Origin of the sequence: Citrobacter sp. RHB35-C17 (assembly GCF_013816795.1) — a bacterium.
GTDB classification, from domain to species: domain Bacteria; phylum Pseudomonadota; class Gammaproteobacteria; order Enterobacterales; family Enterobacteriaceae; genus Citrobacter_A; species Citrobacter_A amalonaticus.
Map to the genome: position 1 here is coordinate 4,383,860 of NZ_CP057150.1, position 22,405 is coordinate 4,406,264.

A 22,405-nucleotide genomic window follows, 5' to 3' on the forward strand; every position below is an offset into this window, starting at 1 on the left:
GCGAGACATGAAAGTATTAGTTATCGGAAACGGCGGGCGCGAGCACGCTCTGGCGTGGAAAGCCGCTCAGTCACCAACAGTGGCAACCGTATTTGTTGCACCGGGTAACGCCGGCACCGCGCTGGAACCGACGCTGCAAAACGTCGCGATCGGCGCAACCGATATTCCGGCACTGCTGAACTTTGCCCAGAGTGAAAAGATTGACCTGACGATCGTCGGCCCGGAAGCGCCGCTGGTGAAAGGCGTGGTCGATACCTTCCGTGCGGTGGGCCTGAAAATCTTCGGTCCAACCGCAGGCGCGGCACAACTGGAAGGTTCAAAAGCGTTCACCAAAGATTTCCTTGCACGTCACCAGATCCCGACGGCCGAATATCAGAACTTTACGGAGATCGAACCAGCTCTCGCTTATCTGCGTGAGAAAGGCGCGCCGATCGTCATTAAGGCTGACGGTCTGGCTGCCGGTAAGGGTGTGATTGTCGCAATGACGCTGGAAGAAGCCGAAGCCGCCGTACATGATATGCTGGCTGGCAACGCGTTTGGCGACGCGGGTCATCGCATCGTGATTGAAGAGTTCCTCGACGGCGAAGAAGCCAGCTTTATCGTGATGGTCGACGGCGAGCACGTCTTGCCGATGGCGACCAGTCAGGATCATAAGCGCGTAGGCGATGGTGATACCGGCCTGAACACCGGCGGGATGGGTGCCTATTCTCCGGCGCCGGTGGTGACGGATGACGTCCACCAGCGCACGATGGAACGCATCATCTGGCCAACCGTCAAAGGCATGGCGGCAGAAGGTAACACCTATACCGGTTTCCTGTATGCCGGTCTGATGATCGACAAACAGGGCAATCCGAAGGTGATCGAATTTAACTGCCGCTTTGGCGATCCGGAAACCCAGCCCATCATGCTGCGTATGAAATCCGATCTGGTTGAGCTTTGCCTTGCTGCCTGCGAAGGCAAACTGGACGAGCAAAAATCAGAGTGGGATGATCGCGCCTCGCTTGGCGTGGTGATGGCAGCGGGCGGTTATCCTGGCGATTATCGCACCGGCGACGTGATCCACGGTTTGCCATTGGAAGAAGTGGCAGATGGCAAAGTGTTCCACGCCGGCACCCGACTGGACGATAACGAGCAGGTTATCACCAGCGGTGGTCGCGTGCTGTGCGTCACTGCGCTGGGGGATACGGTGGCAGAGGCGCAAAAACGCGCCTATGCCTTAATGACCGATATCCACTGGGACGACTGTTTCTGCCGTAAAGACATCGGCTGGCGCGCCATTGAGCGTGAACAGAACTAACGCGACAGTTTCGCCAGCAGCGTCTTTCGCGTAATCCCTAGCTGACGGGCGGCTTCCGTTTTGTTGCCGCCCGTTTTTTCCAGCGCCGCCAGAATCACCTCTTTTTCGACTTCCACCAGCGGCTGAATGGCCTGCTCCGTCATGAGCGGCAGGGGCTGACTCGCGATCGCCAGCGGCAGCTCGCGCTCAGAAATATACTCTCCGGTCAGCAGGACCACTGAACGCTCAATCGCATTTTCCAGCTCACGGATATTCCCCGGCCAGTCGTAGTGAATCAGCAGATCCATCGCCCGTGGGGTAAACCCTTTCACCGCCTTACGGTTACGTTCAGCAAACCGCTGGCGAAAGTGGTCAGCCAACAGGGGGATATCTTCCCGCCGCTGACGCAGCGACGGCGTTTCAATGGTCACTACGTTCAGGCGATAGTAGAGATCCTGACGAAAACGTCCGGCCTGCACCTCTTGTGCCAGATCGCGATGAGTCGCGGCAATCAGGCGGACATCGACCGAGATCGTCTGGTTGCTGCCCACACGCTGAACTTCGCGTTCCTGAATCGCCCGCAGTAACCGCACCTGCATCATCGGCGAGATATCACCAATCTCATCAAGAAACAGCGTGCCGCCATCGGCTTCGACAAAGCGCCCTTCCCGGCGCTTGTCGGCACCGGTAAATGCGCCTTTTTCATGACCGAACAGCTCAGATTCCAGTAGCGACTCGTTGAGCGCCGCGCAGTTCAACGTTATCAGCGGTTTGTCGCTCCGCTCACTGCAGGCATGCAGCGCGCGCGCCACCAGCTCTTTCCCGGTGCCAGAATCTCCATGAATCAATACCGTTGCATCGGAAGGCGCAACCATCGCAATTTCACTCAGCAGTTGCTGCATCGCCGGGCTTTCGCCGACCATCCCAAACTGCGAGGCGGAAACTGACGGCAGCTCGCTGGCAGATGCTCGCGTATGCGCCAGCGCGTTTTCCAGCGTCGTTTGCAGATTGTCAAAATCCAACGGTTTGATTAAGTAATCCTGCGCGCCAGTTTTTAGCGCCTCTACAGCCGTCTCCACGCTGGAAAACGCCGTCATGATCAGCACCGGAATTGCCGGGTTCAGCGTCTTGATCTCTTTCAGCGTTTCGATGCCGTCCATCTCCGCCATGCGTACATCGCACAACACGAGGTCAAAGACGTGTTCACGCACCTGCTCGAGTGCGGCTCGTCCGCTGTAAGCCAGCGCGACGTCATAACCCCATCCTCGCAGTAATGCCTGTAAAATAGTGCAGTGGCTGACGTCGTCATCCACCACCAGAATATCGATCTTTGCGCGAATCATCCTTGTGAATCCTTACGTGTTAACGTCACCGGGAGCCAGAGGGTGAACGTTGCGCCTTTACCTGGCAGGCTATCCGCCTGGATCGTCCCGCCATGCTGTTCAATGATGTTCTGTACCACCGCCAGCCCCAGTCCCGTACCGTCCGCTTTCGTCGTGAAATAAGGGGTGAAAATGGCGGCCAGCTGTTCCGCCGCAATCCCTTTCCCGCTGTCTGCAACGGTGATTTTAACGCGATCGGCTCCGCTTGTGCTTGCCTCAACGCGGATGGTCCCCTGCCGATCGATGGCATGAATCGCGTTCAGATAAAGATTCAGCAACACCTGCGTCAGCCGGTCCGGGTCAGCCTGAACGGGCGGCAGCGCAGGGTCAGACACAAATTGCAGCTCAATCGCCCGACTCTGCGCGTCCTGGCTGACCAGTTGCAGAGAGTGGTCAATTACCGCATTGAGATCCACCGACTGCAAGGACAAGTGCGCGGGCTTCACCAGTTCCAGCAGTTCACTGACCACCCGGTTTAAACGATCGGCCTCTTTCGCCATCACCTGCGCCAGTTCATGCGCTTCACCGCCCGCTGGCGCGCGTTCAGCAAAGTACTTTGCCAGTCCTTTGATGGAAGAGAGCGGATTTCGAATCTCATGCGCGACGCCTGCGGCCAGATGCCCGATCGCCACCAGCTTCTCTTTACGGTTCATCTCATCCTGCAACAGCTGGCGAGAACGCAGGTATCGCCGGTACCAGAAAAACGTCAGGAGGGTCGCCAGCAGCACGGTGGTCAGCGCGAAAAGCATAATCAGCGTATTACGCCACTCACGCGCCTGCGTCACGGCCAACTCACTGGCATCAAAGGCGATAAAAATGAACTGATGAGCAGAACCCGGCATTGCGCCATTACCACGCGACATCCCACGCATCCCGTGTCGTCCAGGGAAAAACAGCGGCTGGAACTGACGATAGATCTCCAGCGCCGGAACGGTCTCCCCCTGCGCATCCGTCGCGTCAAGCGCACGCCAGCGCGCCTCTTCTCCTGGGTGTAATGTGTGCATCTCTGCTGGCGAGTAGAGCGTTTTCCCGACCAGGGCAGGATCGCTGTGCATGACAACGTTGCCCTGCGCATCGGTCACGGCAAACCACAGCACGCCTGGCTGCCCCGCCATCTCTTCGAGCAGCGTTTGCTGCTGAGCATGATGCATCCGCATGCCCATCCCGACGCGCGTCCCCGACTCCAGTGCACGGATTAGCACACTGCCTTTTTCCAGCAGCGTCTGCCGCGCTGCGTCACTTTCACGCCCGTAATCGCGGATCACCATCACGGCAAATAGCCCAACCAGAATCAGGATGATGGCGGGTAGCACCCCGCTCAACCATCGGGCTACCGCATCCTTATGTTCTCGCATCATTCTCATCAGCTCTGAGTGACTCAATCCCTTCTTTTCAGCAGAAATCATGCCACTTTTCGCGGCTCGTATCCCGGTCTTGCCACACAAACTGCCGACAACGCCGGGTAAAAATGACCCACTGCGTCCTTCCGGCGAGTCATTTTTACTCGCTTTGCTGGCCAGTGCATCGCCAGAACCCGCGCCGGGCGGGAAGAATCAGTCTGGCACGGAAGATGCAATACAGAAGATAAGACCACCCACAGGAGGATAAATGATGAAACGGAACACGAAAGCAGGCCTGGCGCTGATCGCCCTCTCTTTGATGGTGCTGGGCTCCAGCCCCGCCCTGGCGCGGCATCACTGGGGGAACGGCGGCGGCATGTGGCAACAAAATGGCAGTGGACTGAGCGCAGAGCAGCAGGCTGCCGCGCAAAAAATCCATAATGACTTTTACAACCAGACTAACGCCCTACGCCAACAACTGATGTCCAAACGCTATGAATACAACGCGCTGTTAGCGACGAATCCGCCGGATACCGCCAAAATCAATGCGGTGGCGAAAGAGATGGAATCCTTAAGACAGTCTCTGGATGAACAACGGGTGAAACGGGATGTTGCCATGGCTCAGGCCGGTGTCCCTGGCGGTATGGGGATGGGTTACGGCGGATGCGGTGGTCGTGGCGGCCACATGGGAATGGGACACTGGTAATGTTTTGCCTGATGGCGCGACGCTTATCAGGCCTACAGAATGTCTGATGTAGGCCGCCATCCGGCACCCATCAAAACGTTTTTTCTTTTGGCTGCCAGTGGCAGAAGTCGGAATTCGCCACCAGCAGAAGCTGTGACCCTTCGGGCGCCTCCAGCCATGCCACGCTGACGTCAACAGATGAATGGCTCTGGCGGCGCTCAATGTGACTCATCGCCCAGGCATCTAAATCCGGTTTAATCGTCTCGCCTTCGCAGGTGGTAACCGTACGTTCAGCGGCATGCCAGCGTCCCTGACGCAAGACCACCCGCCCCTGTCGCAATGCATCGCTGGTCTGGCGGATCTGCTCGGCACGGTAACGGTACAATTCGATTTGGTCGTTCGACAACTGCTGTTTATGACCATCGACTTCGCGCTGCATAAAGCTCAGTTCGCCGCGATCGTCAAAACGCACGCGGATATGCTCCGGCGGTTCGCCATAAATATTGAGTTCTATCAGTGAAAGGGAATCACCCTGCCAGCGGTACTCGCTGGTTGTGGTACTGCCATTACGCCACGGACTGAACACCGAAAGCATATGGACGCCGTCTGATGCGTCTTTACGCCAGATACGCACTGCGCCCTGGTTGTCAGCAAACCCACTGGCGGTAAACGGCGGAAGAGAGGCGTTATGGCTACAGGCCGTTAGCAACAGCACGCCTGCTAACGTCAACGTGCGACGCCAGACAGACGAAAGGGGCGAAGCCGCCCCTTCATTAAAACTGTTCACAGCCACGCGGTCTTACTTAACTGCGTCTTTCAGTGCTTTACCAGAAACAAACGCCGGTACGTTAGCTGCGGCGATTTTGATTTCTTTACCGGTCTGCGGGTTGCGGCCAGTGCGCTCAGCACGGTGGTTCACTTTGAAGGTACCGAAACCAACCAGTTGTACAGCATCGCCTTCTTTCAGAGACTCAGTAATAGCAGCCAGAGTGGATTCCAGAGCAGCTTTAGCCTGGGTTTTGGACAGTTCTGCTTTGTCTGCAATTACATCAATCAGTTGAGTCTTGTTCATAAGTTATCCTTACAATGTGTTTATCGCTTGCTAAGCATCGAGTGCGACGGAAATGCCAGAAAAGCACTCTCCTGCATACACGCACCGATAGCCACTTTTTTTCGCCCTCCAAATGTAGACCAGACGGGGGGCGGAAGGGAAGCCTTCAGGTACGACAATTCAGAAGTTAAATCACGTTTTCGTGTCTTACTGCTGCAAATTTATACCGATATTGCTCTCGCCAGCCTCACGCAGGTCTGCTCTAAGCCCTTTTATCAGCTCAATGTCGCGTTCTTCACAGTCAGCTAAAAGTCGGAATATTTCCCACTGAATATCCCACTCTTGCTCCACCGCCGGGTTATCTTTGAGCTCTTCATCGCTCATTTCTCGACCTGCCTGGGTCATTTCCAGCATCGCAACCGTAGTGATGGACGTCTTGCTGACTTCAATGGCGTGTTCCAGCGTCTCACCGCTCAAACGGGAATGAACCAGCTCGCTTAACGCCACGCAGGCATCAATGGCCGGATAAACCCCATACAAGTCATAATCGTCTGCCGCCGGGATCGCTTCTTCAAACTTCTCCAGTTGGCTGTCGAAATTCACTTTCGCGTCTTTGACCGTCAGCGTTTCCCAGATCAGGTCCAGAATACGGCGGTACACCTGTCCGTCGCCAAACCCGGTCTGTTGGCAGAACATGGCATAGTTCGGGTACATGCGCTCACACAAGCAGGCCATAAACGTGACGTGCTGCCAGCTTTCCAGACGTTCCAGACGCAGATGAATCGGGTTTTGTAACATGATGAATTCTCGAATCAGAAATTAGCGGCAGTGTACCGCAATCAGGGCTGAATTTCCTGCCATCGCATAAACGCCGGACGTTCCGATGCCACCGCATCCGCCCAGCGGGTTGGCTCCGGCAGGCGGTAGCCTTTCATACAGCGCTGCACCCACGCCAGGGCGCTGTCCAACCCGACACGATGGCCCGTAGCGATAAACAGCGGATTACAGCGCGCTTTGCTGCGCCAGACCCATGCCAGTTGCTCACCTTTGTCCATCAGCGGCGCCAGTGCGCCAGGTTCAGCAGAGAGTGGTTCGAACTTGCCGCACAATCTTTTTTTCGCCACACCAATGGTCGGCACATCCACCAACAGTCCGAAATGGCTGGCCACGCCGAGACGGCGCGGATGGGAAATACCGTGACCATCCACAAAGAGCAAATCGGGTTTTTGCGAGAGTTGCTCCCACGCTGCCAGCAACGCGGGATATTCACGGAAGGAGAGAAAGCCGGGGATATAAGGCATGGTGGTGGCGATGCGCGCCACTTTGTATTCAACCAGTTCCAGCGAGGGATATTTCAGCAAAACCATCGCCGCCCGCGTCACCTCTCCGCCCTGTTCAAACCCCACGTCTGCCCCGCCGATCAGATCCGGCGGATCGTTATCAAGTTGATCCACGCGGATTACAGATGAGGCCAGTTCAAGTTGTTGAGCGCGTAGCGACGCGAGGTCCATATGGTCTCCTTAGCGGTGGTATTGCGCGGACAGCCGATGCACCGCCTCCACAAAGGCGCCAGCATGTTCTGGCGGCACGTCCTGGTGGATGCCGTGACCGAGGTTAAAGACGTGGCCTTCCCCCTGGCCGAAACCAGAAAGTATAGACGCCACTTCTTCTTCGATCCGCGCCGTAGGCGCATAGAGCATGGAAGGATCCATGTTGCCTTGTAAAGCAACCTTGTGTCCCACGCGACGACGTGCATCGGCAATATCGGTGGTCCAGTCGAGTCCGAGCGCATCGCAGCCGGTTTCCGCCATCGCTTCCAGCCACTGTCCGCCACCTTTAGTAAACAGCGTCACCGGCACGCGGCGACCGTCGTTTTCACGCAGCAGGCCATCAACGATTTTGTGCATGTAATACAGCGAGAACTGCTGATAATCGCGTCCGGTCAGCACGCCACCCCAGGTGTCGAAAATCATCACCGACTGCGCGCCCGCCTTGATTTGAGCATTCAGATACAGCGTGACGCTCTTCGCCAGCTTATCAAGTAGCGCATGCAGCGTTTTCGGGTCGGCATACATCATCTTTTTAATCACGGTAAAGGCTTTGCTGCTTCCGCCTTCCACCATGTAGGTCGCCAGCGTCCACGGACTGCCGGAGAAGCCGATCAGCGGCACATCGCCTTTTAGCTCGCGACGAATCGTGCGTACCGCGTTCATCACGTAGCCCAGTTCATCTTCCGGATCGGGAACCGGCAGCTTGTCGACATCGGCTTTGCAGGCGACCGGTGCAGTAAAACGCGGACCTTCGCCGGCTTCAAACCAGAGCCCCAGCCCCATCGCATCCGGAATGGTCAGGATATCCGAGAAGAGGATCGCCGCATCAAGCGGATAACGGCGCAGCGGCTGGAGCGTCACTTCGCAGGCCAGCTCGGCATTTTTGCACAGCGACATAAAATCGCCCGCCTCTGCGCGGGTGGCTTTATATTCCGGTAAATAGCGGCCCGCCTGGCGCATCATCCATACCGGGGTGACATCAACGGGCTGGCGCAGCAGCGCACGCAGATAACGATCGTTCTTCAGTTCGGTCATTTTTGCAGTTCCTTATTGCGTCAGGCCGTCAGTGTATCATGTCATTCATACTCAGCCCGACACATTGCCACGGTATCTTCGATCAGACGCCGTGCGACGGTGCCTGGCGGCGGCAGGAGTGGTAGATCATCGTAGCGATACCAGTTAGCCTCCAGCAACTCTTTCGGGTCGATGACAATCTCGCCGCTGTCATACTCCGCCATAAACGCAGTCATCAGCGACATCGGGAAAGGCCACGGCTGCGAGGTGATATAGCGCAGGTTTTTAATTTTAATGCCGCTCTCTTCCATCACCTCACGCGCCACCGCCTGTTCCAGGGTTTCGCCCACCTCAACAAATCCGGCAAGTACGGTATGTACGCCGTTACGATGGCGAACGTGTTGGGCAAGCAGGATCGAATCCTCACGGCGAATGGCGACGATAATGCAGGGGGCGATTTGCGGATAGTAACGTTCACGGCAGTGGGTACAGAGCATCGCCCACTCGGTTTTACTCGGATGCATCAGGTGCCCGCAGTAGCCACAGAATTTATGCGATCGATAAAACTCAGCCAGCTGTACCCCGCGCCCCGCCAGTTGAAACAGCCCCACATCCTGATCGATCACCTGACGAACCGATCCCATCTCGTGACGCCGATGCTGTTGCACCAGCCAGACGGGTTCGCCTTCCCACTCTCCGATTTGCAGCGCTGGCTGCCCGACAAGATCGAAAGTTGCCGCATCGCCGTGTGGCAATTCGCCATGAGGCAACCATAATTTTTGCTCATGGCTGACGATCCACCAGCCGTGATCTAATTTTTCAATTATACGATCCATAGCTCTTGCACTACCTTTGCTTCACTGGCATGTTGATAACATTATTTTTACAATTCCTGCGTGAGCAGTTTTTAAATCTACACTTGCGGAGTCAATCATGCTAAACCAGCTGGAAGACCTGACAGAGCGCGTCAGAGGAAGTAACAAACTGGTTGATCGCTGGCTACATGTACGTAAGCATCTGCTCGTGGCTTACTACAATCTGGTTGGCATTAAGCCTGGCAAAGAATCGTACATGCAACTGAATGAAAAAGCGCTGGATGATTTTTGTCAGAGCCTGGTCGACTACCTCTCCACCGGACACTTCAGTATTTATGAACGTATTCTGCATAAATTGGAAGGTAACGGGCAGCTTTTAAAAGCGACAAAAATTTGGCCGCTACTGGAAGCTAACACACAACGCATCATGGACTACTATGACTCCAGCCTGGAAACGGCGATTGATCACGATAACTGCCTGGAGTTTCAACAGGTTTTATCCGATCTCGGCGAAGCGCTGGAAGCCCGATTTGCGCTGGAAGATAAGCTGATCATGCTGGTCTTTGACGCCATGCATGACAATGCGGTCATCAAACGTCCTGCTTGAGTTCGGCGCACAGAACGCGTAGTTTACCCCTATTGCCTCTTATCAGAGGTTACATCTTGTCGGAGTGCCTGGTGTGAAAACACCGGCTGAGACCGTTAATTCGGGATCCGCGGAACCTGATCAGGTTAAAACCTGCGAAGGGAACAAGAGTAATTCTGCTTTATGCGTAAGCCTTAACGGGCGTCGCACACCTATTACTCATCCGTCGTCTGACAAGCCATCTCCTTACTTTTTTGGAATGAGCTATGTCTGCAACTACCCCTAAATTGTCCCGCCGCGAACAGCGCGCGCAAGCACAACACTTTATCGATACGCTGGAAGGCACAGCCTTCCCGAACTCAAAACGGATCTACATCACCGGTTCACAACATGATCTTCGCGTCCCGATGCGGGAAATTCAGCTTAGCCCGACGCTCATCGGCGGCAGCAAAGCGGAACCGCAGTTTGAAGAGAACGAAGCGATTCCGGTGTACGACACCTCCGGTCCGTATGGTGATCCGGATGTGGCAATTAACGTCCAGCAGGGGCTGACAAAGCTGCGCCAGCCGTGGATTGATGCGCGTAACGACAGCGAAGCCTTAACTGACCGCAGCTCTGTCTATACCAAAGAACGTCTGGCCGACGACGGTCTGGATGAACTGCGTTTCACCGGTTTGCTGACGCCAAAACGCGCGAAAGCAGGCAAATGCGTGACGCAACTGCACTACGCGCGCCAGGGTATCGTAACCCCGGAAATGGAGTTTATCGCCATTCGTGAAAACATGGGCCGTGAACGCATCCGCAGTGAAGTGTTACGCCAGCAGCATCCGGGTGAAGGATTTGGCGCACGCCTGCCGGAGAACATCACGCCGGAATTTGTGCGTGATGAAGTGGCCGCTGGACGAGCTATCATCCCCGCCAACATCAATCACCCGGAATCGGAACCGATGATTATCGGGCGTAATTTCCTGGTGAAGGTGAACGCCAATATCGGCAACTCTGCCGTCACCTCCTCCATCGAAGAAGAAGTGGAGAAACTGGTGTGGTCAACGCGCTGGGGAGCGGACACCGTAATGGACCTCTCCACCGGTCGCTATATCCATGAAACCCGCGAATGGATCCTGCGCAACAGCCCGGTGCCGATCGGTACCGTTCCGATCTACCAGGCGCTGGAGAAGGTCAACGGGATCGCCGAAGATCTGACGTGGGAAGCCTTCCGCGATACGCTGCTGGAGCAGGCCGAACAGGGGGTGGACTACTTCACCATTCATGCCGGTGTACTGCTGCGCTATGTGCCGATGACCGCGAAACGCCTGACAGGGATTGTCTCGCGCGGAGGGTCCATTATGGCGAAATGGTGTCTCTCTCATCACAAAGAGAACTTCCTCTTCCAGCACTTCCGCGAGATTTGTGAAATCTGCGCTGCCTATGACGTGTCGCTGTCGCTCGGCGATGGCCTGCGTCCGGGTTCCCTTCAGGACGCCAACGACGAGGCACAGTTCTCAGAACTGCACACACTGGGCGAACTGACCAAAATCGCCTGGGAGTATGACGTGCAGGTGATGATTGAAGGTCCGGGCCATGTGCCGATGCAGATGATCCGTCGCAACATGACCGAAGAGCTGGAGCACTGTCATGAAGCGCCGTTTTATACCTTAGGTCCGCTGACCACCGATATTGCGCCGGGTTACGACCATTTCACCTCGGGAATTGGCGCAGCGATGATCGGCTGGTTTGGCTGCGCGATGCTCTGCTATGTCACCCCGAAAGAACACCTTGGCCTGCCAAACAAAGAAGATGTGAAACAGGGGCTGATTACCTACAAGATTGCCGCCCATGCCGCCGATCTGGCGAAAGGGCATCCGGGGGCGCAAATCCGTGATAACGCGATGTCCAAAGCGCGCTTTGAATTCCGCTGGGAAGACCAGTTTAATCTGGCGCTCGATCCGTTTACCGCCCGCGCTTACCACGATGAAACCCTGCCGCAGGAATCCGGCAAAGTCGCGCACTTCTGCTCCATGTGCGGCCCGAAATTCTGCTCAATGAAAATCAGTCAGGAAGTCCGTGACTACGCCGCCGCGCAGACCATCGAAGTGGGGATGGCGGATATGTCAGAAAACTTCCGCGCCAAAGGCGGAGAAATCTACCTCAAGCGGGAGGAAGTCTGATGATTCAACCCGATTTCCCAACGGTTCCTTTTCGCCTGGGCCTCTATCCGGTTGTCGACAGCGTAACGTGGATTGAACGCCTACTGGATGCGGGCGTGCGTACGCTCCAGTTGCGCATCAAAGATAAGCGTGATGAAGAGGTGGAAGCCGATGTGGTGGCCGCCATCAAACTGGGGCGGAAATACAACGCCCGTCTGTTTATTAACGATTACTGGCGGCTGGCGATCAAACACCGCGCCTATGGCGTGCATCTGGGTCAGGAAGATCTGGAAACCACCGAACTGAAGGCGATTCAGGCGGCGGGATTACGCCTGGGCGTCTCGACACACGACGATATGGAGATCGACGTAGCGCTGGCGGCACGTCCCTCCTACATCGCGCTGGGCCACGTTTTCCCGACGCAGACTAAGCAGATGCCGTCCGCGCCGCAAGGACTGGAACAACTCGCACGGCATATCAATCGTCTGAATGATTATCCTACCGTCGCCATTGGCGGTATCAGCCTGGAGCGCGCCCCCGCCGTGCTGGCGACTGGTGTAGGGAGTATTGCGGTGGTCAGCGCCATTACCCAGGCCGAAGACTGGCGGGCGGCCACCGCGCAATTGCTGGCGATAGCAGGAGCAGGCGATGAATGACCGTGACTTTATGCGCTATAGCCGTCAGATCCTGCTGGGCGATATCGCCATTGACGGTCAGCAAAAGCTGCTTGCCAGCCGTGTGCTGATCGTCGGGCTGGGCGGATTAGGCTCACCGGCCGCGCTGTATCTGGCAGGAGCCGGTGTCGGCACGCTGGTGCTGGCTGACGACGATGAGGTTCATCTCAGCAACCTGCAGCGGCAGATCCTGTTCACCACGGATGACATTGCCCGCGCTAAATCGCAGGTTGCACAGCAGCGGCTGGCACGACTCAATCCGGATATCGAACTGCTCTCGCTGACGCAGCGTCTGAGTGGAGAGGCGCTCAGGCATGCAGTGGCGCAAGCGGATGTCGTGCTCGACTGCACCGACAACATGGCGACGCGTCAGGAAATTAACGCCGCCTGCGTGGCGCTCGATACCCCGCTGATCACCGCCAGCGTGGTCGGTTTTGGCGGCCAGTTGATGGTGTTGACGCCGCCCTGGTCACAAGGCTGCTATCGCTGCTTATGGCCGGATGACGCGGAACCCGAACGCAATTGCCGTACCGCAGGCGTTGTCGGCCCCGTCGTCGGGATGATGGGGACCCTGCAGGCACTCGAGGCAATCAAGCTCCTAAGCGGTATGGAGATACCCGGCGGCGAATTGCGCCTGTTTGACGGCAAAACCAGCCAATGGCGCAGCCTGGCATTACGCCGCGCCAGCGGGTGCCCAGTGTGTGGAGGGCGACATGCGAATACAGTTCAATGATGAGCCAATGCAGTGTGCAGAAGGACTCTCCGTACATACACTGCTGACGCAATTGAATCAGTTAAAACCCGGCGCCGCACTGGCGCTGAATCAACAGATCCTGCCCCGCGAGCAGTGGGAGCAGCACATCGTGCAGGAAGGCGACCAGATCCTGCTTTTTCAGGTTATCGCAGGGGGTTGAAATGTTACGAATTGCAGATAAAACGTTTGATTCGCATCTGTTCACGGGCACGGGTAAGTTTGCATCACCAGCATTAATGATTGACGCGATCCGCGCCTCCGGTAGCCAACTGGTGACGCTGGCCATGAAGCGTGTGGATTTGCGCCAGCAAAATGACGCCATCCTGGCTCCTCTTATCGACGCGGGCGTCACGCTGTTGCCCAACACCTCCGGGGCGAAAACGGCAGAAGAGGCAATCTTTGCCGCACAGCTTGCGCGCGAGGCGCTCGGTACCCATTGGCTGAAGCTGGAAATTCATCCCGATGCGCGCTGGTTGCTGCCGGACCCCATTGAAACGCTGAAAGCCGCCGAGGCACTGGTAAAACAAGGATTTGTGGTGCTGCCTTACTGCGGTGCGGATCCGGTGCTGTGTAAACGGCTGGAAGAGGTGGGCTGTGCGGCAGTGATGCCGCTCGGCGCGCCGATTGGCTCTAATCAGGGGCTGGAAACCCGGGCCATGCTGGAGATTATTATCCAGCAGTCCACCGTTCCGGTCGTGGTGGATGCCGGAATCGGCGTACCCAGCCACGCCACGCAGGCGCTGGAAATGGGCGCGGACGCCGTGCTGGTGAATACGGCGATTGCCGTGGCGGACGATCCGGTGATGATGGCCCGCGCTTTCCGTCTGGCGGTAGAAGCCGGCCTTCTGGCGCGTCAGGCAGGACCGGGTAGTCGCAGCCGTCAGGCGCAGGCCACCAGCCCACTGACCGGTTTTCTGGAGATCCCGGTATGAAAACGTTCACCGACCGCTGGCAGCAACTCGACTGGGACGACATCCGCCTGCGCATCAACAGCAAAACGTCCGCTGACGTTGAGCGGGCGCTAAATGCCCCCCACCCCAGCCGCGACGATATGATGGCACTGCTGTCACCTGCAGCGAGCGCATACCTTGAACCGCTGGCACAGCGGGCGCAGACGCTGACCCGCCAGCGCTTCGGCAATACGGTGAGTTTTTACGTCCCGCTGTATCTCTCCAATCTGTGCGCTAACGACTGTACCTACTGCGGTTTTTCGATGAGTAACCGCATCAAGCGCAAGACGCTGAATGAAACGGACATTATCCGGGAGTGTGCGGCGATCCGCGAGCTGGGTTTCGAACATCTCCTGCTGGTCACCGGCGAGCATCAGGCAAAGGTCGGAATGGACTATTTCCGTCGCCACTTGCCCACCATTCGCCAGCAGTTTTCGTCATTACAGATGGAAGTTCAACCGTTAGCCGAGGCGGAATATGCCGAACTGAAAACGCTGGGACTCGACGGCGTGATGGTCTATCAGGAAACGTATCACGACGCGATGTACGCGCAGCACCATCTGAAAGGGAGAAAACAAGATTTCTTCTGGCGGCTGGAAACGCCGGACCGACTGGGGCGCGCCGGTATCGACAAAATCGGCCTCGGGGCGCTGATTGGTCTTTCCGACAACTGGCGGGTGGACTGCTATATGGTTGCAGAGCATTTGCTGTGGCTTCAGCAGCACTACTGGCAAAGCCGTTACTCGATTTCGTTCCCGCGCCTGCGTCCGTGCGCTGGCGGTATTGAGCCCGCCTCAATCATGGATGAGCGCCAACTGGTACAAACCATTTGCGCGTTCCGTCTGCTGGCACCGGAAATTGAGCTGTCGTTGTCGACGCGGGAGTCGCCCTGGTTTCGAGACCACGTGATCCCGCTGGCGATTAACAACGTCAGCGCGTTCTCGAAAACCCAGCCTGGCGGGTATGCGGACAATCATCCTGAACTGGAACAGTTCGCGCCACATGACAACCGCCGTCCCGAAACTGTCGCCGATGCACTTTCCGCGCAGGGGCTTCAGCCGGTATGGAAAGACTGGGATGCGTATCTGGGGCGCGCTTCGCAAAGGCGATGAACCGTCTTGCAAACGGGTAACCATTTTACGAGCCGCGACGAAAGAGAGAAAACGAGAGGTTGTTGTTAGCCTCTCACTTTTTTAACGTATCACCGTCAGCCTTAACGCTGTCCAGGGCGAAGAGCTTCTTCCTCGTTTCGCCCTGCCTTCACCGAAATCAGCGAGATAAAACACCAATTTCAGCCAAAAATGGCCACTGGGGTGTACACTTCTTAAGATAAATCACCTCGACTTATATCAGCGAGATTATAATTGCCTACATTCTTCCTGATATGCAGAGCCACATTGTTGGCTTCACTTCGCACTTCTCTTCGGGATTTACACTTTCTGGATAAGTACAGTAATGGCACGTCATAACAGAAAACTTTCATTCACGACGCCAATATTGGTGAGCTTTACGGGGATCATACTCAGCTTTCTATTGATCGCCATATTCATAACTTTTACGCAGAAGAATGATTTTCTTGAAGATTATCATGGCATAAATCGGAATTTCACCCATAACCTGGCGGTGAACTATACCGAGTCTTTGCTACGCGAAAATGATTATATCCTTGGTCGGGCGGCGACCTACTTTTCTCGTAATGACCACCTGAACGACACGGTTAACCTTGACCCGGAACAAGGTCTGAAAACCATCATGCAATTGCAGACGCTGATGCCCTCAGTCTCCTCGATCTCATTGGTAGATATAGAAGGCCATTACCTGCGCGCGCCCCAGGTGCTAAATACCGAACGCAGCACAACATTCGACGTGAAATCGCGTCCCTGGTTTATGGATCAGGCTGAAGCCAGTACCTTTAGCAACTATACCGCCCCCTACATTGACTATTTTACGCACCACCCTACGGTGACGATCTACAAACCGGTCATCTCTCCCGAAGGGAAAATGAAAGGTACGATTGCGTTTCATCTTGATCTGACGTCAATGGGTTACGCATTGCGCCAGATGGTGGCTCCCGTCCAGGGCGAGTTCTATGTGGTCGACCGTGATGGAAAAGTGGTACTGCATCCGGATACAGGCGCGCTGTTTAAACAGTATGTCAGTAAAAAAACCATGAGCCGGATGACCAGCGGTGAAGGACATCTGTACGACCCGGACACTCAGGACTGGTACTACTACTATTCGTTCACCAACCCGGACTGGTTTGTGATTTATCGGGTTTCAGATACAACCCTCGTCGATCTGACACGTCATGAGACCAACATTGTGGTCTGGGGATTTGCCCTTGCGGCGATCATCATTGCGCTGTTTGGTCTCTATCTTCGCCACGCTTCACGCACGGTGCTGATGAATATCATCAACGCAATCAAGACCGGCGATGTGAAACGCGCACCGCGCCTTGAAGCAATGCTGAGCAAAGCTATCGAGTCCAATAAGGAGCGCGAACTGGCTTACGTTCGACAGGCGACCATTGATGCCCTGACCGGTTGTAAAAACCGCCGCGCTTTTGATAGCGATATCGTCGCGCTGATGAACGATCACCAACCGTTCGTCCTGGCACTGGTGGATATTGATAATTTTAAATCTATCAATGATACCTGGGGACATTTGAATGGCGACATCGTCCTGCGTAACGTCGCGCGCGAAGGGATTCAGATCATGCAACCCGCCGCCGTTTCTGTCTATCGCTATGGCGGTGAGGAGTTTGCCGTGCTGTTCTCGGGTGAGCAATTGAACAACGCGCATACCCTACTGGAACGCTGGCGCATTGAGGTCGCGCAGCGCTCATGGCGTGAAGAGGGTCTGCACGTCACCTTTAGCGCCGGACTCGGGGAATGGAATCTGGAAGCGCAGGAACAGCTGATCATGCGTGTAGATGAAGCGCTATACAAAGCCAAACAGGAAGGAAAAAACCGGATTATTGTCGCGAATCGCTGATCATCCCCTCTCTGCAACGCCCGTTACGACGGGCTTTTTTTCATTTTGAGAAAAACCGCAACCGGTTTCATTATTTGTGCGATTTCTTTGTGATGCTTTACACACATTCGCGGTAAGGCGGTTGTTCTCATCACTCGCTCGGACTAAAGATGAAGTATCAATGGAACCGTGAGAGCGAACTATGAAGAATATCGTTTTATGCTGTGCCGCCGGTATGTCCACCAGCATGCTGGTACAACGAATGAAAGATGCCGCTCAGAAGAAAGGGATCGAAGTGACGATCAAGGCTGTACCTGTCGCAGAGTTTAAAGAGAATATTGCCACGGCGGACATCGTCCTGTTGGGCCCGCAGGTCAAGTATGAGCAGGCAAAATTGCAGGCGCTGGCCGATCCGCTCGGTAAGAAAGTCGCCGTGATCGACATGATGGATTACGGCATGATGAAAGGCGATGCCGTGCTGGAAAAAGCCCTGAAGCTGATGGAGCCCTAACATGGAAGAGTTAGAAACCATCATTATGGAACTGCTGGTTAATGCCGGAGCCGCACGAAGCCAGGCATTGACCGCCCTGCAACTGGCTCGCAAAGGCGACTTTGCCGGTGCCGAACAGGCGATGGAAGAGTCACGCGATTACGTCAAACTGGCGCATAAAATCCAGACGCAACTGATCGGGATCGATGAAGGAACCGGTAAGCTGCCGGTGAATCTGATCACCGTCCACTCGCAGGACCATCTGATGAACGCGATGGTGATTCAGGATCTGGCAGGTGACATGATTGAACTGTATCGCCGAATCCCGCTGGCAAACTGATAAAAAAGCCTGGTGGCGCTACGCTTACCGGGCCTACAAAAACGCCATAAAAAAACCCGCCGAAGCGGGTTTTTTACTGTCAGGCAGTCAACGATTACTCGTTGTCAGAACCACCCAGACCTGCGTTCAGCAGTTCTGCCAGGCTGGCAGAGGCATCTTCTGCAGTCACCTGCGGTGCAGCCGGAAGTTCACCCGCAGCACGGCGACGCATACGATCCTGGTGGTACGCATAACCGGTACCCGCCGGGATCAGACGACCTACGATAACGTTCTCTTTCAGGCCACGCAGTTCGTCGCGTTTACCCGCAACGGCTGCTTCGGTCAGGACACGCGTGGTCTCCTGGAACGATGCGGCAGAGATGAACGACTCGGTTGCCAGAGACGCTTTGGTGATACCCAGCAGATCGCGGGAGAACGTGGCGCCCACTTTGCCGTTCGCTTCCAGTTCGCGGTTAGCGATCTTGACGCGGGAGTATTCAACCTGTTCGCCTTCCAGGAAGTCGGAACTACCAGCGCTTTCGATGGTGGCTTTACGCAGCATCTGACGAACGATAACTTCGATGTGTTTATCGTTAATCTTAACGCCCTGCAGACGGTATACGTCCTGAACTTCGTTAACGATGTAACGAGTTACAGCATGAACACCACGCAGACGCAGAATGTCGTGCGGCGCTTCCGGACCGTCGGAAACCACGTCACCACGTTCTACACGTTCACCTTCGAACACGTTGAGCTGACGCCATTTCGGAATCATCTCTTCGTACGGATCGCTACCGTCTACCGGGGTGATAACCAGACGACGTTTCCCTTTGGTTTCTTTACCGAAGGAAATAATACCGCTGATTTCAGCCAGGATTGCCGGCTCTTTCGGACGACGTGCTTCGAACAGGTCCGCAACGCGCGGCAGACCACCGGTGATGTCCTTGGTACCGCCGGATTCCTGCGGAACACGCGCCAGGGTGTCACCAGAACTGATCTGTACGCCATCTTCCAACTGAACAATCGCTTTACCCGGCAGGAAGTACTGCGCAGGCATGTCGGTACCCGGGATCAGTACGTCGTTACCCTGAGCATCAACGATTTTCAGTGCAGGACGCAGATCTTTACCACCGGTAGTACGTTCTGCGGAATCCAGAACCACCAGAGAAGACAGACCGGTTAACTCGTCGGTCTGACGCGTAATGGTCTGGCCGTCGATCATGTCAGTGAAGCGGACAAAACCACTCACTTCCGTGATAACCGGCATGGTGTGCGGATCCCAGTTTGCTACGGTTTCACCGCCGGCAACCTGCTCACCATCACCTTTCGCCATCACAGAGCCGTAAGGCACTTTATAGCTTTCTTTGGTACGACCGAATTCGTCGATCAGTTTCAGCTCAGTGTTACGGGAGGTGATCACCAGTTTACCGCTGGAGTTCACAACCGACTTCGCATTGCTCAGACGGATGCTACCTTTGTTTTTCACCTGGATGCTGGATTCAGCAGCCGCACGAGATGCCGCACCACCGATGTGGAACGTACGCATCGTCAGCTGTGTACCCGGCTCACCGATGGACTGTGCCGCGATAACGCCGATAGCTTCACCTTTGTTGATGATGTGGCCACGCGCCAGGTCACGACCATAGCAGTGCGCACATACACCAAAGTCGGTGTCACAGGATACAACAGAGCGAACTTTCACAGAGTCAACGGAGTTCGCTTCCAGCAGATCACACCACTGTTCATGCAGCAGCGTGTTGCGCGGAACCAGAATATCCGCCGTACCCGGCTTCAGAATGTCTTCTGCGGTTACACGACCCAGAACGCGATCGCGCAATGGCTCTTTAACATCACCACCCTCGATAACCGGGGTCATGGTGATACCTTCCAGCGTGCCACAGTCGTCTTCGGTAACAACCAGATCCTGTGCAACGTCAACCAGACGACGCGTCAGGTAACCGGAGTTCGCTGTTTTCAGTGCGGTATCCGCCAGACCTTTACGCGCACCGTGCGTGGAGATGAAGTACTGGAGTACGTTCAGACCTTCACGGAAGTTCGCGGTGATCGGCGTTTCGATGATGGAGCCATCCGGCTTCGCCATCAGACCACGCATACCCGCCAGCTGACGAATCTGTGCAGCAGAACCACGCGCACCGGAATCGGCCATCATGTAGATGCTGTTGAAGGAAACCTGCTGCTCTTCCTGACCGTCACGGTTAATCACGGTTTCGGTTTGCAGGTTATCCATCATCGCTTTGGAAACGCGATCGTTCGCCGCAGCCCAGATATCGATCACTTTGTTGTAACGTTCGCCGGCGGTGACCAGACCAGACTGGAACTGTTCCTGGATCTCAGCCACTTCAGCTTCCGCTTCAGAGATGATCTCGTGTTTTTTCTCCGGGATGACCATGTCATCGATACCAACGGATGCACCTGAACGCGCTGCATAAGCAAAGCCGGTATACATTGTCTGGTCAGCGAAGATAACGGTCGGCTTCAGGCCCAGAATACGGTAACAGGTGTTCAGCATCTTGGAGATGGCTTTCTTACCCAGCGCCTGGTTGACGATGGAGAAAGGCAGACCTTTCGGTACGATCATCCACAGGATTGCACGACCTACCGTCGTATCAATCAGGCTGGTTTTCGCAACGAACTCGCCGTTAGCATCTTTTTCGTATTCGGTGATACGCACTTTAACGCGCGCATGCAGAGAGGCCAGGCCAGCGCGATAAATACGCTCAGCTTCTTTCGGGCCAGTCAGCACCATGCCTTCGCCTTTGGCGTTAACACAGTCACGGGTCATGTAGTACAGACCCAGTACAACGTCCTGAGACGGAACGATGATAGGTTCGCCGTTCGCCGGGGACAGGATGTTGTTGGTAGACATCATCAGCGCACGCGCTTCGAGCTGGGCTTCCAGCGTCAGCGGTACGTGAACAGCCATCTGGTCACCATCGAAGTCGGCGTTATATGCCGCACAAACCAGCGGGTGCAGCTGGATAGCTTTACCTTCGATAAGAACAGGTTCAAACGCCTGGATACCCAGACGGTGCAGTGTTGGTGCACGGTTCAGCAGTACCGGGTGTTCGCGGATCACTTCGTCCAGGATATCCCAAACGACAGCTTCTTCACGCTCAACCATTTTCTTCGCGGCTTTGATGGTGGTGGCGAGGCCACGCAGTTCCAGCTTGCCGTAGATGAACGGTTTGAACAGCTCCAGTGCCATTTTCTTCGGCAGACCGCACTGATGCAGACGCAGGTATGGACCTACGGTGATAACAGAACGACCGGAGTAGTCAACACGCTTACCGAGCAGGTTCTGACGGAAACGACCCTGTTTACCTTTGATCATATCGGCCAAAGATTTCAGAGGACGTTTGTTAGAACCGGTGATCGCACGACCGCGACGACCGTTATCCAGCAGGGCGTCAACCGCTTCCTGCAGCATACGTTTTTCGTTGCGTACGATGATGTCCGGCGCAGCCAGATCCAGCAGACGTTTCAGACGGTTGTTACGGTTGATCACGCGACGATACAGATCGTTTAGATCCGACGTAGCGAAACGACCACCATCCAGCGGAACCAGCGGACGCAGATCTGGCGGCAGAACCGGCAGAACGGTCAGGATCATCCACTCTGGCTTATTGCCAGACTGAACGAACGCTTCCAGCAGCTTGATACGCTTGGTCAGCTTCTTACGTTTGGTTTCGGAGTTGGTTTCGTTCAGCTCTTCACGCAGAGTTTCACACTCTTGCTCCAGATCCATGCTCTTCAGCAAGGCCTGGATCGCTTCCGCACCCATCTTCGCGTCAAATTCGTCACCGAACTCTTCCAGCGCATCCAGATACTGTTCTTCAGTCAGGATCTGCTGGCGTTCCAGATTGGTCATACCGCCTTCGATAACCACATAGGATTCGAAGTACAGTACGCGTTCGATATCGCGCAGCGGCATATCGAGCAGCAGGCCGATACGGGACGGCAGAGATTTCAGGAACCAGATGTGAGCAGTCGGGGACGCCAGCTCGATGTGGCCCATACGCTCACGGCGTACTTTAGTCTGGGTCACTTCAACGCCGCACTTCTCACAGATCACACCGCGGTGTTTCAGGCGCTTGTACTTACCGCACAGGCACTCATAGTCTTTTACCGGCCCAAAGATACGGGCGCAGAAAAGGCCGTCACGCTCAGGTTTGAACGTACGGTAGTTAATGGTTTCCGGCTTCTTAACTTCACCGAAAGACCATGAACGGATCATGTCTGGCGAAGCCAGAGCAATTTTGATCGCATCAAACTCTTCGGTTTTAGTTTGCGCTTTCAGAAACTTTAATAAGTCTTTCACGGATTTGCTCCCGTCGGAGTTAGCACATTCCGCTGCCGGGTGTTATCCCGGCAGCAGTGA

At 55.5% G+C, this 22,405-nt stretch carries 21 protein-coding genes and 1 riboswitch; of the genes, 12 read left to right on the forward strand and 9 right to left on the reverse strand.

The window, feature by feature from the left end; all coding sequences use genetic code 11:
• The first annotated feature begins 7 nt into the window (after nucleotides 1-7).
• Entirely contained in the window at nucleotides 8-1,297 is a 1,290-nt protein-coding gene (gene purD, locus HVZ37_RS20845) for a phosphoribosylamine--glycine ligase (protein WP_181627940.1), read from the forward strand.
• On the opposite strand, the gene zraR is transcribed toward purD, so the two are convergent.
• Both zraR and zraS read right to left on the reverse strand, forming a co-directional pair.
• Nucleotides 1,294-2,619 (reverse strand): sigma-54-dependent response regulator transcription factor ZraR, encoded by a 1,326-nt coding sequence (gene zraR / locus HVZ37_RS20850; RefSeq protein ID WP_058587261.1) that lies wholly within the window; start codon nucleotides 2,617-2,619, stop codon nucleotides 1,294-1,296. The genes purD and zraR overlap by 4 nt on opposite strands.
• Nucleotides 2,616-4,022: a two-component system sensor histidine kinase ZraS gene (zraS, locus tag HVZ37_RS20855; protein WP_181628499.1), complete on the reverse strand. Its 1,407-nt coding sequence runs from the start codon at nucleotides 4,020-4,022 to the stop codon at nucleotides 2,616-2,618. Before zraS ends, zraR begins: the two co-directional genes overlap by 4 nt.
• Before the next feature lie 247 nt (nucleotides 4,023-4,269).
• On the opposite strand from zraS, the gene zraP reads away from it, so the two are divergent.
• Nucleotides 4,270-4,704 (forward strand): zinc resistance sensor/chaperone ZraP, encoded by a 435-nt coding sequence (zraP, locus tag HVZ37_RS20860; RefSeq protein WP_044268712.1) that lies wholly within the window; start codon nucleotides 4,270-4,272, stop codon nucleotides 4,702-4,704.
• A 70-nt stretch (nucleotides 4,705-4,774) separates the two neighbouring features.
• Here the strand turns inward: zraP and HVZ37_RS20865 are convergent, their stop codons facing one another.
• The 6 genes from HVZ37_RS20865 to nudC form a co-directional block, all read right to left on the reverse strand.
• Nucleotides 4,775-5,470, reverse strand: coding sequence for a DUF1481 domain-containing protein (locus HVZ37_RS20865; protein ID WP_043001799.1), 696 nt, complete (start codon nucleotides 5,468-5,470; stop codon nucleotides 4,775-4,777).
• A 12-nt stretch (nucleotides 5,471-5,482) separates the two neighbouring features.
• A complete protein-coding gene (hupA, locus tag HVZ37_RS20870; protein ID WP_001044509.1) occupies nucleotides 5,483-5,755 on the reverse strand; it encodes a nucleoid-associated protein HU-alpha in 273 nt (90 codons plus the stop codon).
• A gap of 186 nt (nucleotides 5,756-5,941) precedes the next feature.
• On the reverse strand, nucleotides 5,942-6,532 hold the full coding sequence (locus HVZ37_RS20875) for a YjaG family protein (protein ID WP_042998985.1): 591 nt from the start codon (nucleotides 6,530-6,532) through the stop codon (nucleotides 5,942-5,944).
• A 41-nt stretch (nucleotides 6,533-6,573) separates the two neighbouring features.
• Complete coding sequence (gene nfi / locus HVZ37_RS20880) at nucleotides 6,574-7,245, reverse strand: deoxyribonuclease V (protein WP_042998984.1); 672 nt, start codon at nucleotides 7,243-7,245, stop codon at nucleotides 6,574-6,576.
• Nucleotides 7,246-7,254: 9 nt separating this feature from the next.
• Nucleotides 7,255-8,319: a uroporphyrinogen decarboxylase gene (gene hemE / locus HVZ37_RS20885; RefSeq protein WP_042998983.1), complete on the reverse strand. Its 1,065-nt coding sequence runs from the start codon at nucleotides 8,317-8,319 to the stop codon at nucleotides 7,255-7,257.
• Nucleotides 8,320-8,360: 41 nt separating this feature from the next.
• Complete coding sequence (nudC, locus tag HVZ37_RS20890; RefSeq protein WP_042998982.1) at nucleotides 8,361-9,134, reverse strand: NAD(+) diphosphatase; 774 nt, start codon at nucleotides 9,132-9,134, stop codon at nucleotides 8,361-8,363.
• 97 nt (nucleotides 9,135-9,231) lie between these two features.
• Between nudC and HVZ37_RS20895 the strand changes: the two genes are divergently transcribed.
• From HVZ37_RS20895 to HVZ37_RS20940, 10 genes are all read left to right on the forward strand, one after another.
• Complete coding sequence (locus tag HVZ37_RS20895) at nucleotides 9,232-9,720, forward strand: Rsd/AlgQ family anti-sigma factor (protein WP_042998981.1); 489 nt, start codon at nucleotides 9,232-9,234, stop codon at nucleotides 9,718-9,720.
• A gap of 50 nt (nucleotides 9,721-9,770) precedes the next feature.
• A riboswitch (TPP riboswitch) is annotated at nucleotides 9,771-9,880 on the forward strand.
• 85 nt (nucleotides 9,881-9,965) lie between these two features.
• Nucleotides 9,966-11,867, forward strand: a complete 1,902-nt coding sequence (thiC, locus tag HVZ37_RS20900) for a phosphomethylpyrimidine synthase ThiC (protein WP_044256805.1) — start codon at nucleotides 9,966-9,968, stop codon at nucleotides 11,865-11,867.
• A complete protein-coding gene (gene thiE / locus HVZ37_RS20905; RefSeq protein WP_042998979.1) occupies nucleotides 11,867-12,502 on the forward strand; it encodes a thiamine phosphate synthase in 636 nt (211 codons plus the stop codon). Before thiC ends, thiE begins: the two co-directional genes overlap by 1 nt.
• Nucleotides 12,495-13,253: a thiazole biosynthesis adenylyltransferase ThiF gene (thiF, locus tag HVZ37_RS20910; RefSeq protein WP_181627941.1), complete on the forward strand. Its 759-nt coding sequence runs from the start codon at nucleotides 12,495-12,497 to the stop codon at nucleotides 13,251-13,253. Before thiE ends, thiF begins: the two co-directional genes overlap by 8 nt.
• Nucleotides 13,234-13,434 carry a sulfur carrier protein ThiS gene (gene thiS, locus HVZ37_RS20915; protein ID WP_042998977.1) on the forward strand — a complete coding sequence of 67 codons (201 nt, stop codon included), beginning with the start codon at nucleotides 13,234-13,236 and terminating at the stop codon, nucleotides 13,432-13,434. The genes thiF and thiS overlap by 20 nt, the downstream gene beginning before the upstream one ends.
• 1 nt (nucleotide 13,435) lies before the next feature.
• Nucleotides 13,436-14,206, forward strand: coding sequence for a thiazole synthase (thiG, locus tag HVZ37_RS20920; protein ID WP_125339229.1), 771 nt, complete (start codon nucleotides 13,436-13,438; stop codon nucleotides 14,204-14,206).
• Nucleotides 14,203-15,336 carry a 2-iminoacetate synthase ThiH gene (thiH, locus tag HVZ37_RS20925; protein ID WP_044327223.1) on the forward strand — a complete coding sequence of 378 codons (1,134 nt, stop codon included), beginning with the start codon at nucleotides 14,203-14,205 and terminating at the stop codon, nucleotides 15,334-15,336. Before thiG ends, thiH begins: the two co-directional genes overlap by 4 nt.
• Nucleotides 15,337-15,679: 343 nt before the next feature.
• Nucleotides 15,680-17,218, forward strand: a complete 1,539-nt coding sequence (locus HVZ37_RS20930; RefSeq protein WP_054177380.1) for a sensor domain-containing diguanylate cyclase — start codon at nucleotides 15,680-15,682, stop codon at nucleotides 17,216-17,218.
• A 181-nt stretch (nucleotides 17,219-17,399) separates the two neighbouring features.
• The gene (locus HVZ37_RS20935; protein ID WP_042998973.1) at nucleotides 17,400-17,708 is read left to right on the forward strand and encodes a PTS sugar transporter subunit IIB; all 309 of its coding nucleotides are present in this window, start codon (nucleotides 17,400-17,402) and stop codon (nucleotides 17,706-17,708) included.
• A 1-nt stretch (nucleotide 17,709) separates the two neighbouring features.
• A complete protein-coding gene (locus tag HVZ37_RS20940) occupies nucleotides 17,710-18,027 on the forward strand; it encodes a PTS lactose/cellobiose transporter subunit IIA (protein ID WP_042998972.1) in 318 nt (105 codons plus the stop codon).
• Between the two features lie 94 nt (nucleotides 18,028-18,121).
• Here the strand turns inward: HVZ37_RS20940 and rpoC are convergent, their stop codons facing one another.
• Nucleotides 18,122-22,345 (reverse strand): DNA-directed RNA polymerase subunit beta', encoded by a 4,224-nt coding sequence (gene rpoC / locus HVZ37_RS20945; protein ID WP_042998971.1) that lies wholly within the window; start codon nucleotides 22,343-22,345, stop codon nucleotides 18,122-18,124.
• Nucleotides 22,346-22,405 lie beyond the last annotated feature (60 nt).

Excerpts from the sequence above, each read along its gene's own strand:
- purD (WP_181627940.1), top strand. The coding sequence starts at position 8 with ATGAAAGTATTAGTTATCGGAAACGGCGGGCGCGAGCACGCTCTGGCG.
- thiC (WP_044256805.1), top strand. The coding sequence starts at position 9,966 with ATGTCTGCAACTACCCCTAAATTGTCCCGCCGCGAACAGCGCGCGCAA.
- nudC (WP_042998982.1), bottom strand. The coding sequence starts at position 9,134 with ATGGATCGTATAATTGAAAAATTAGATCACGGCTGGTGGATCGTCAGC.
- thiE (WP_042998979.1), top strand. The coding sequence starts at position 11,867 with ATGATTCAACCCGATTTCCCAACGGTTCCTTTTCGCCTGGGCCTCTAT.
- nfi (WP_042998984.1), bottom strand. The coding sequence starts at position 7,245 with ATGGACCTCGCGTCGCTACGCGCTCAACAACTTGAACTGGCCTCATCT.
- thiF (WP_181627941.1), top strand. The coding sequence starts at position 12,495 with ATGAATGACCGTGACTTTATGCGCTATAGCCGTCAGATCCTGCTGGGC.
- HVZ37_RS20930 (WP_054177380.1), top strand. The coding sequence starts at position 15,680 with ATGGCACGTCATAACAGAAAACTTTCATTCACGACGCCAATATTGGTG.
- zraR (WP_058587261.1), bottom strand. The coding sequence starts at position 2,619 with ATGATTCGCGCAAAGATCGATATTCTGGTGGTGGATGACGACGTCAGC.
- hemE (WP_042998983.1), bottom strand. The coding sequence starts at position 8,319 with ATGACCGAACTGAAGAACGATCGTTATCTGCGTGCGCTGCTGCGCCAG.
- thiS (WP_042998977.1), top strand. The coding sequence starts at position 13,234 with ATGCGAATACAGTTCAATGATGAGCCAATGCAGTGTGCAGAAGGACTC.
- thiH (WP_044327223.1), top strand. The coding sequence starts at position 14,203 with ATGAAAACGTTCACCGACCGCTGGCAGCAACTCGACTGGGACGACATC.
- thiG (WP_125339229.1), top strand. The coding sequence starts at position 13,436 with ATGTTACGAATTGCAGATAAAACGTTTGATTCGCATCTGTTCACGGGC.
- zraS (WP_181628499.1), bottom strand. The coding sequence starts at position 4,022 with ATGAGAATGATGCGAGAACATAAGGATGCGGTAGCCCGATGGTTGAGC.
- zraP (WP_044268712.1), top strand. The coding sequence starts at position 4,270 with ATGAAACGGAACACGAAAGCAGGCCTGGCGCTGATCGCCCTCTCTTTG.
- HVZ37_RS20935 (WP_042998973.1), top strand. The coding sequence starts at position 17,400 with ATGAAGAATATCGTTTTATGCTGTGCCGCCGGTATGTCCACCAGCATG.
- HVZ37_RS20940 (WP_042998972.1), top strand. The coding sequence starts at position 17,710 with ATGGAAGAGTTAGAAACCATCATTATGGAACTGCTGGTTAATGCCGGA.
- hupA (WP_001044509.1), bottom strand. The coding sequence starts at position 5,755 with ATGAACAAGACTCAACTGATTGATGTAATTGCAGACAAAGCAGAACTG.
- HVZ37_RS20875 (WP_042998985.1), bottom strand. The coding sequence starts at position 6,532 with ATGTTACAAAACCCGATTCATCTGCGTCTGGAACGTCTGGAAAGCTGG.
- HVZ37_RS20895 (WP_042998981.1), top strand. The coding sequence starts at position 9,232 with ATGCTAAACCAGCTGGAAGACCTGACAGAGCGCGTCAGAGGAAGTAAC.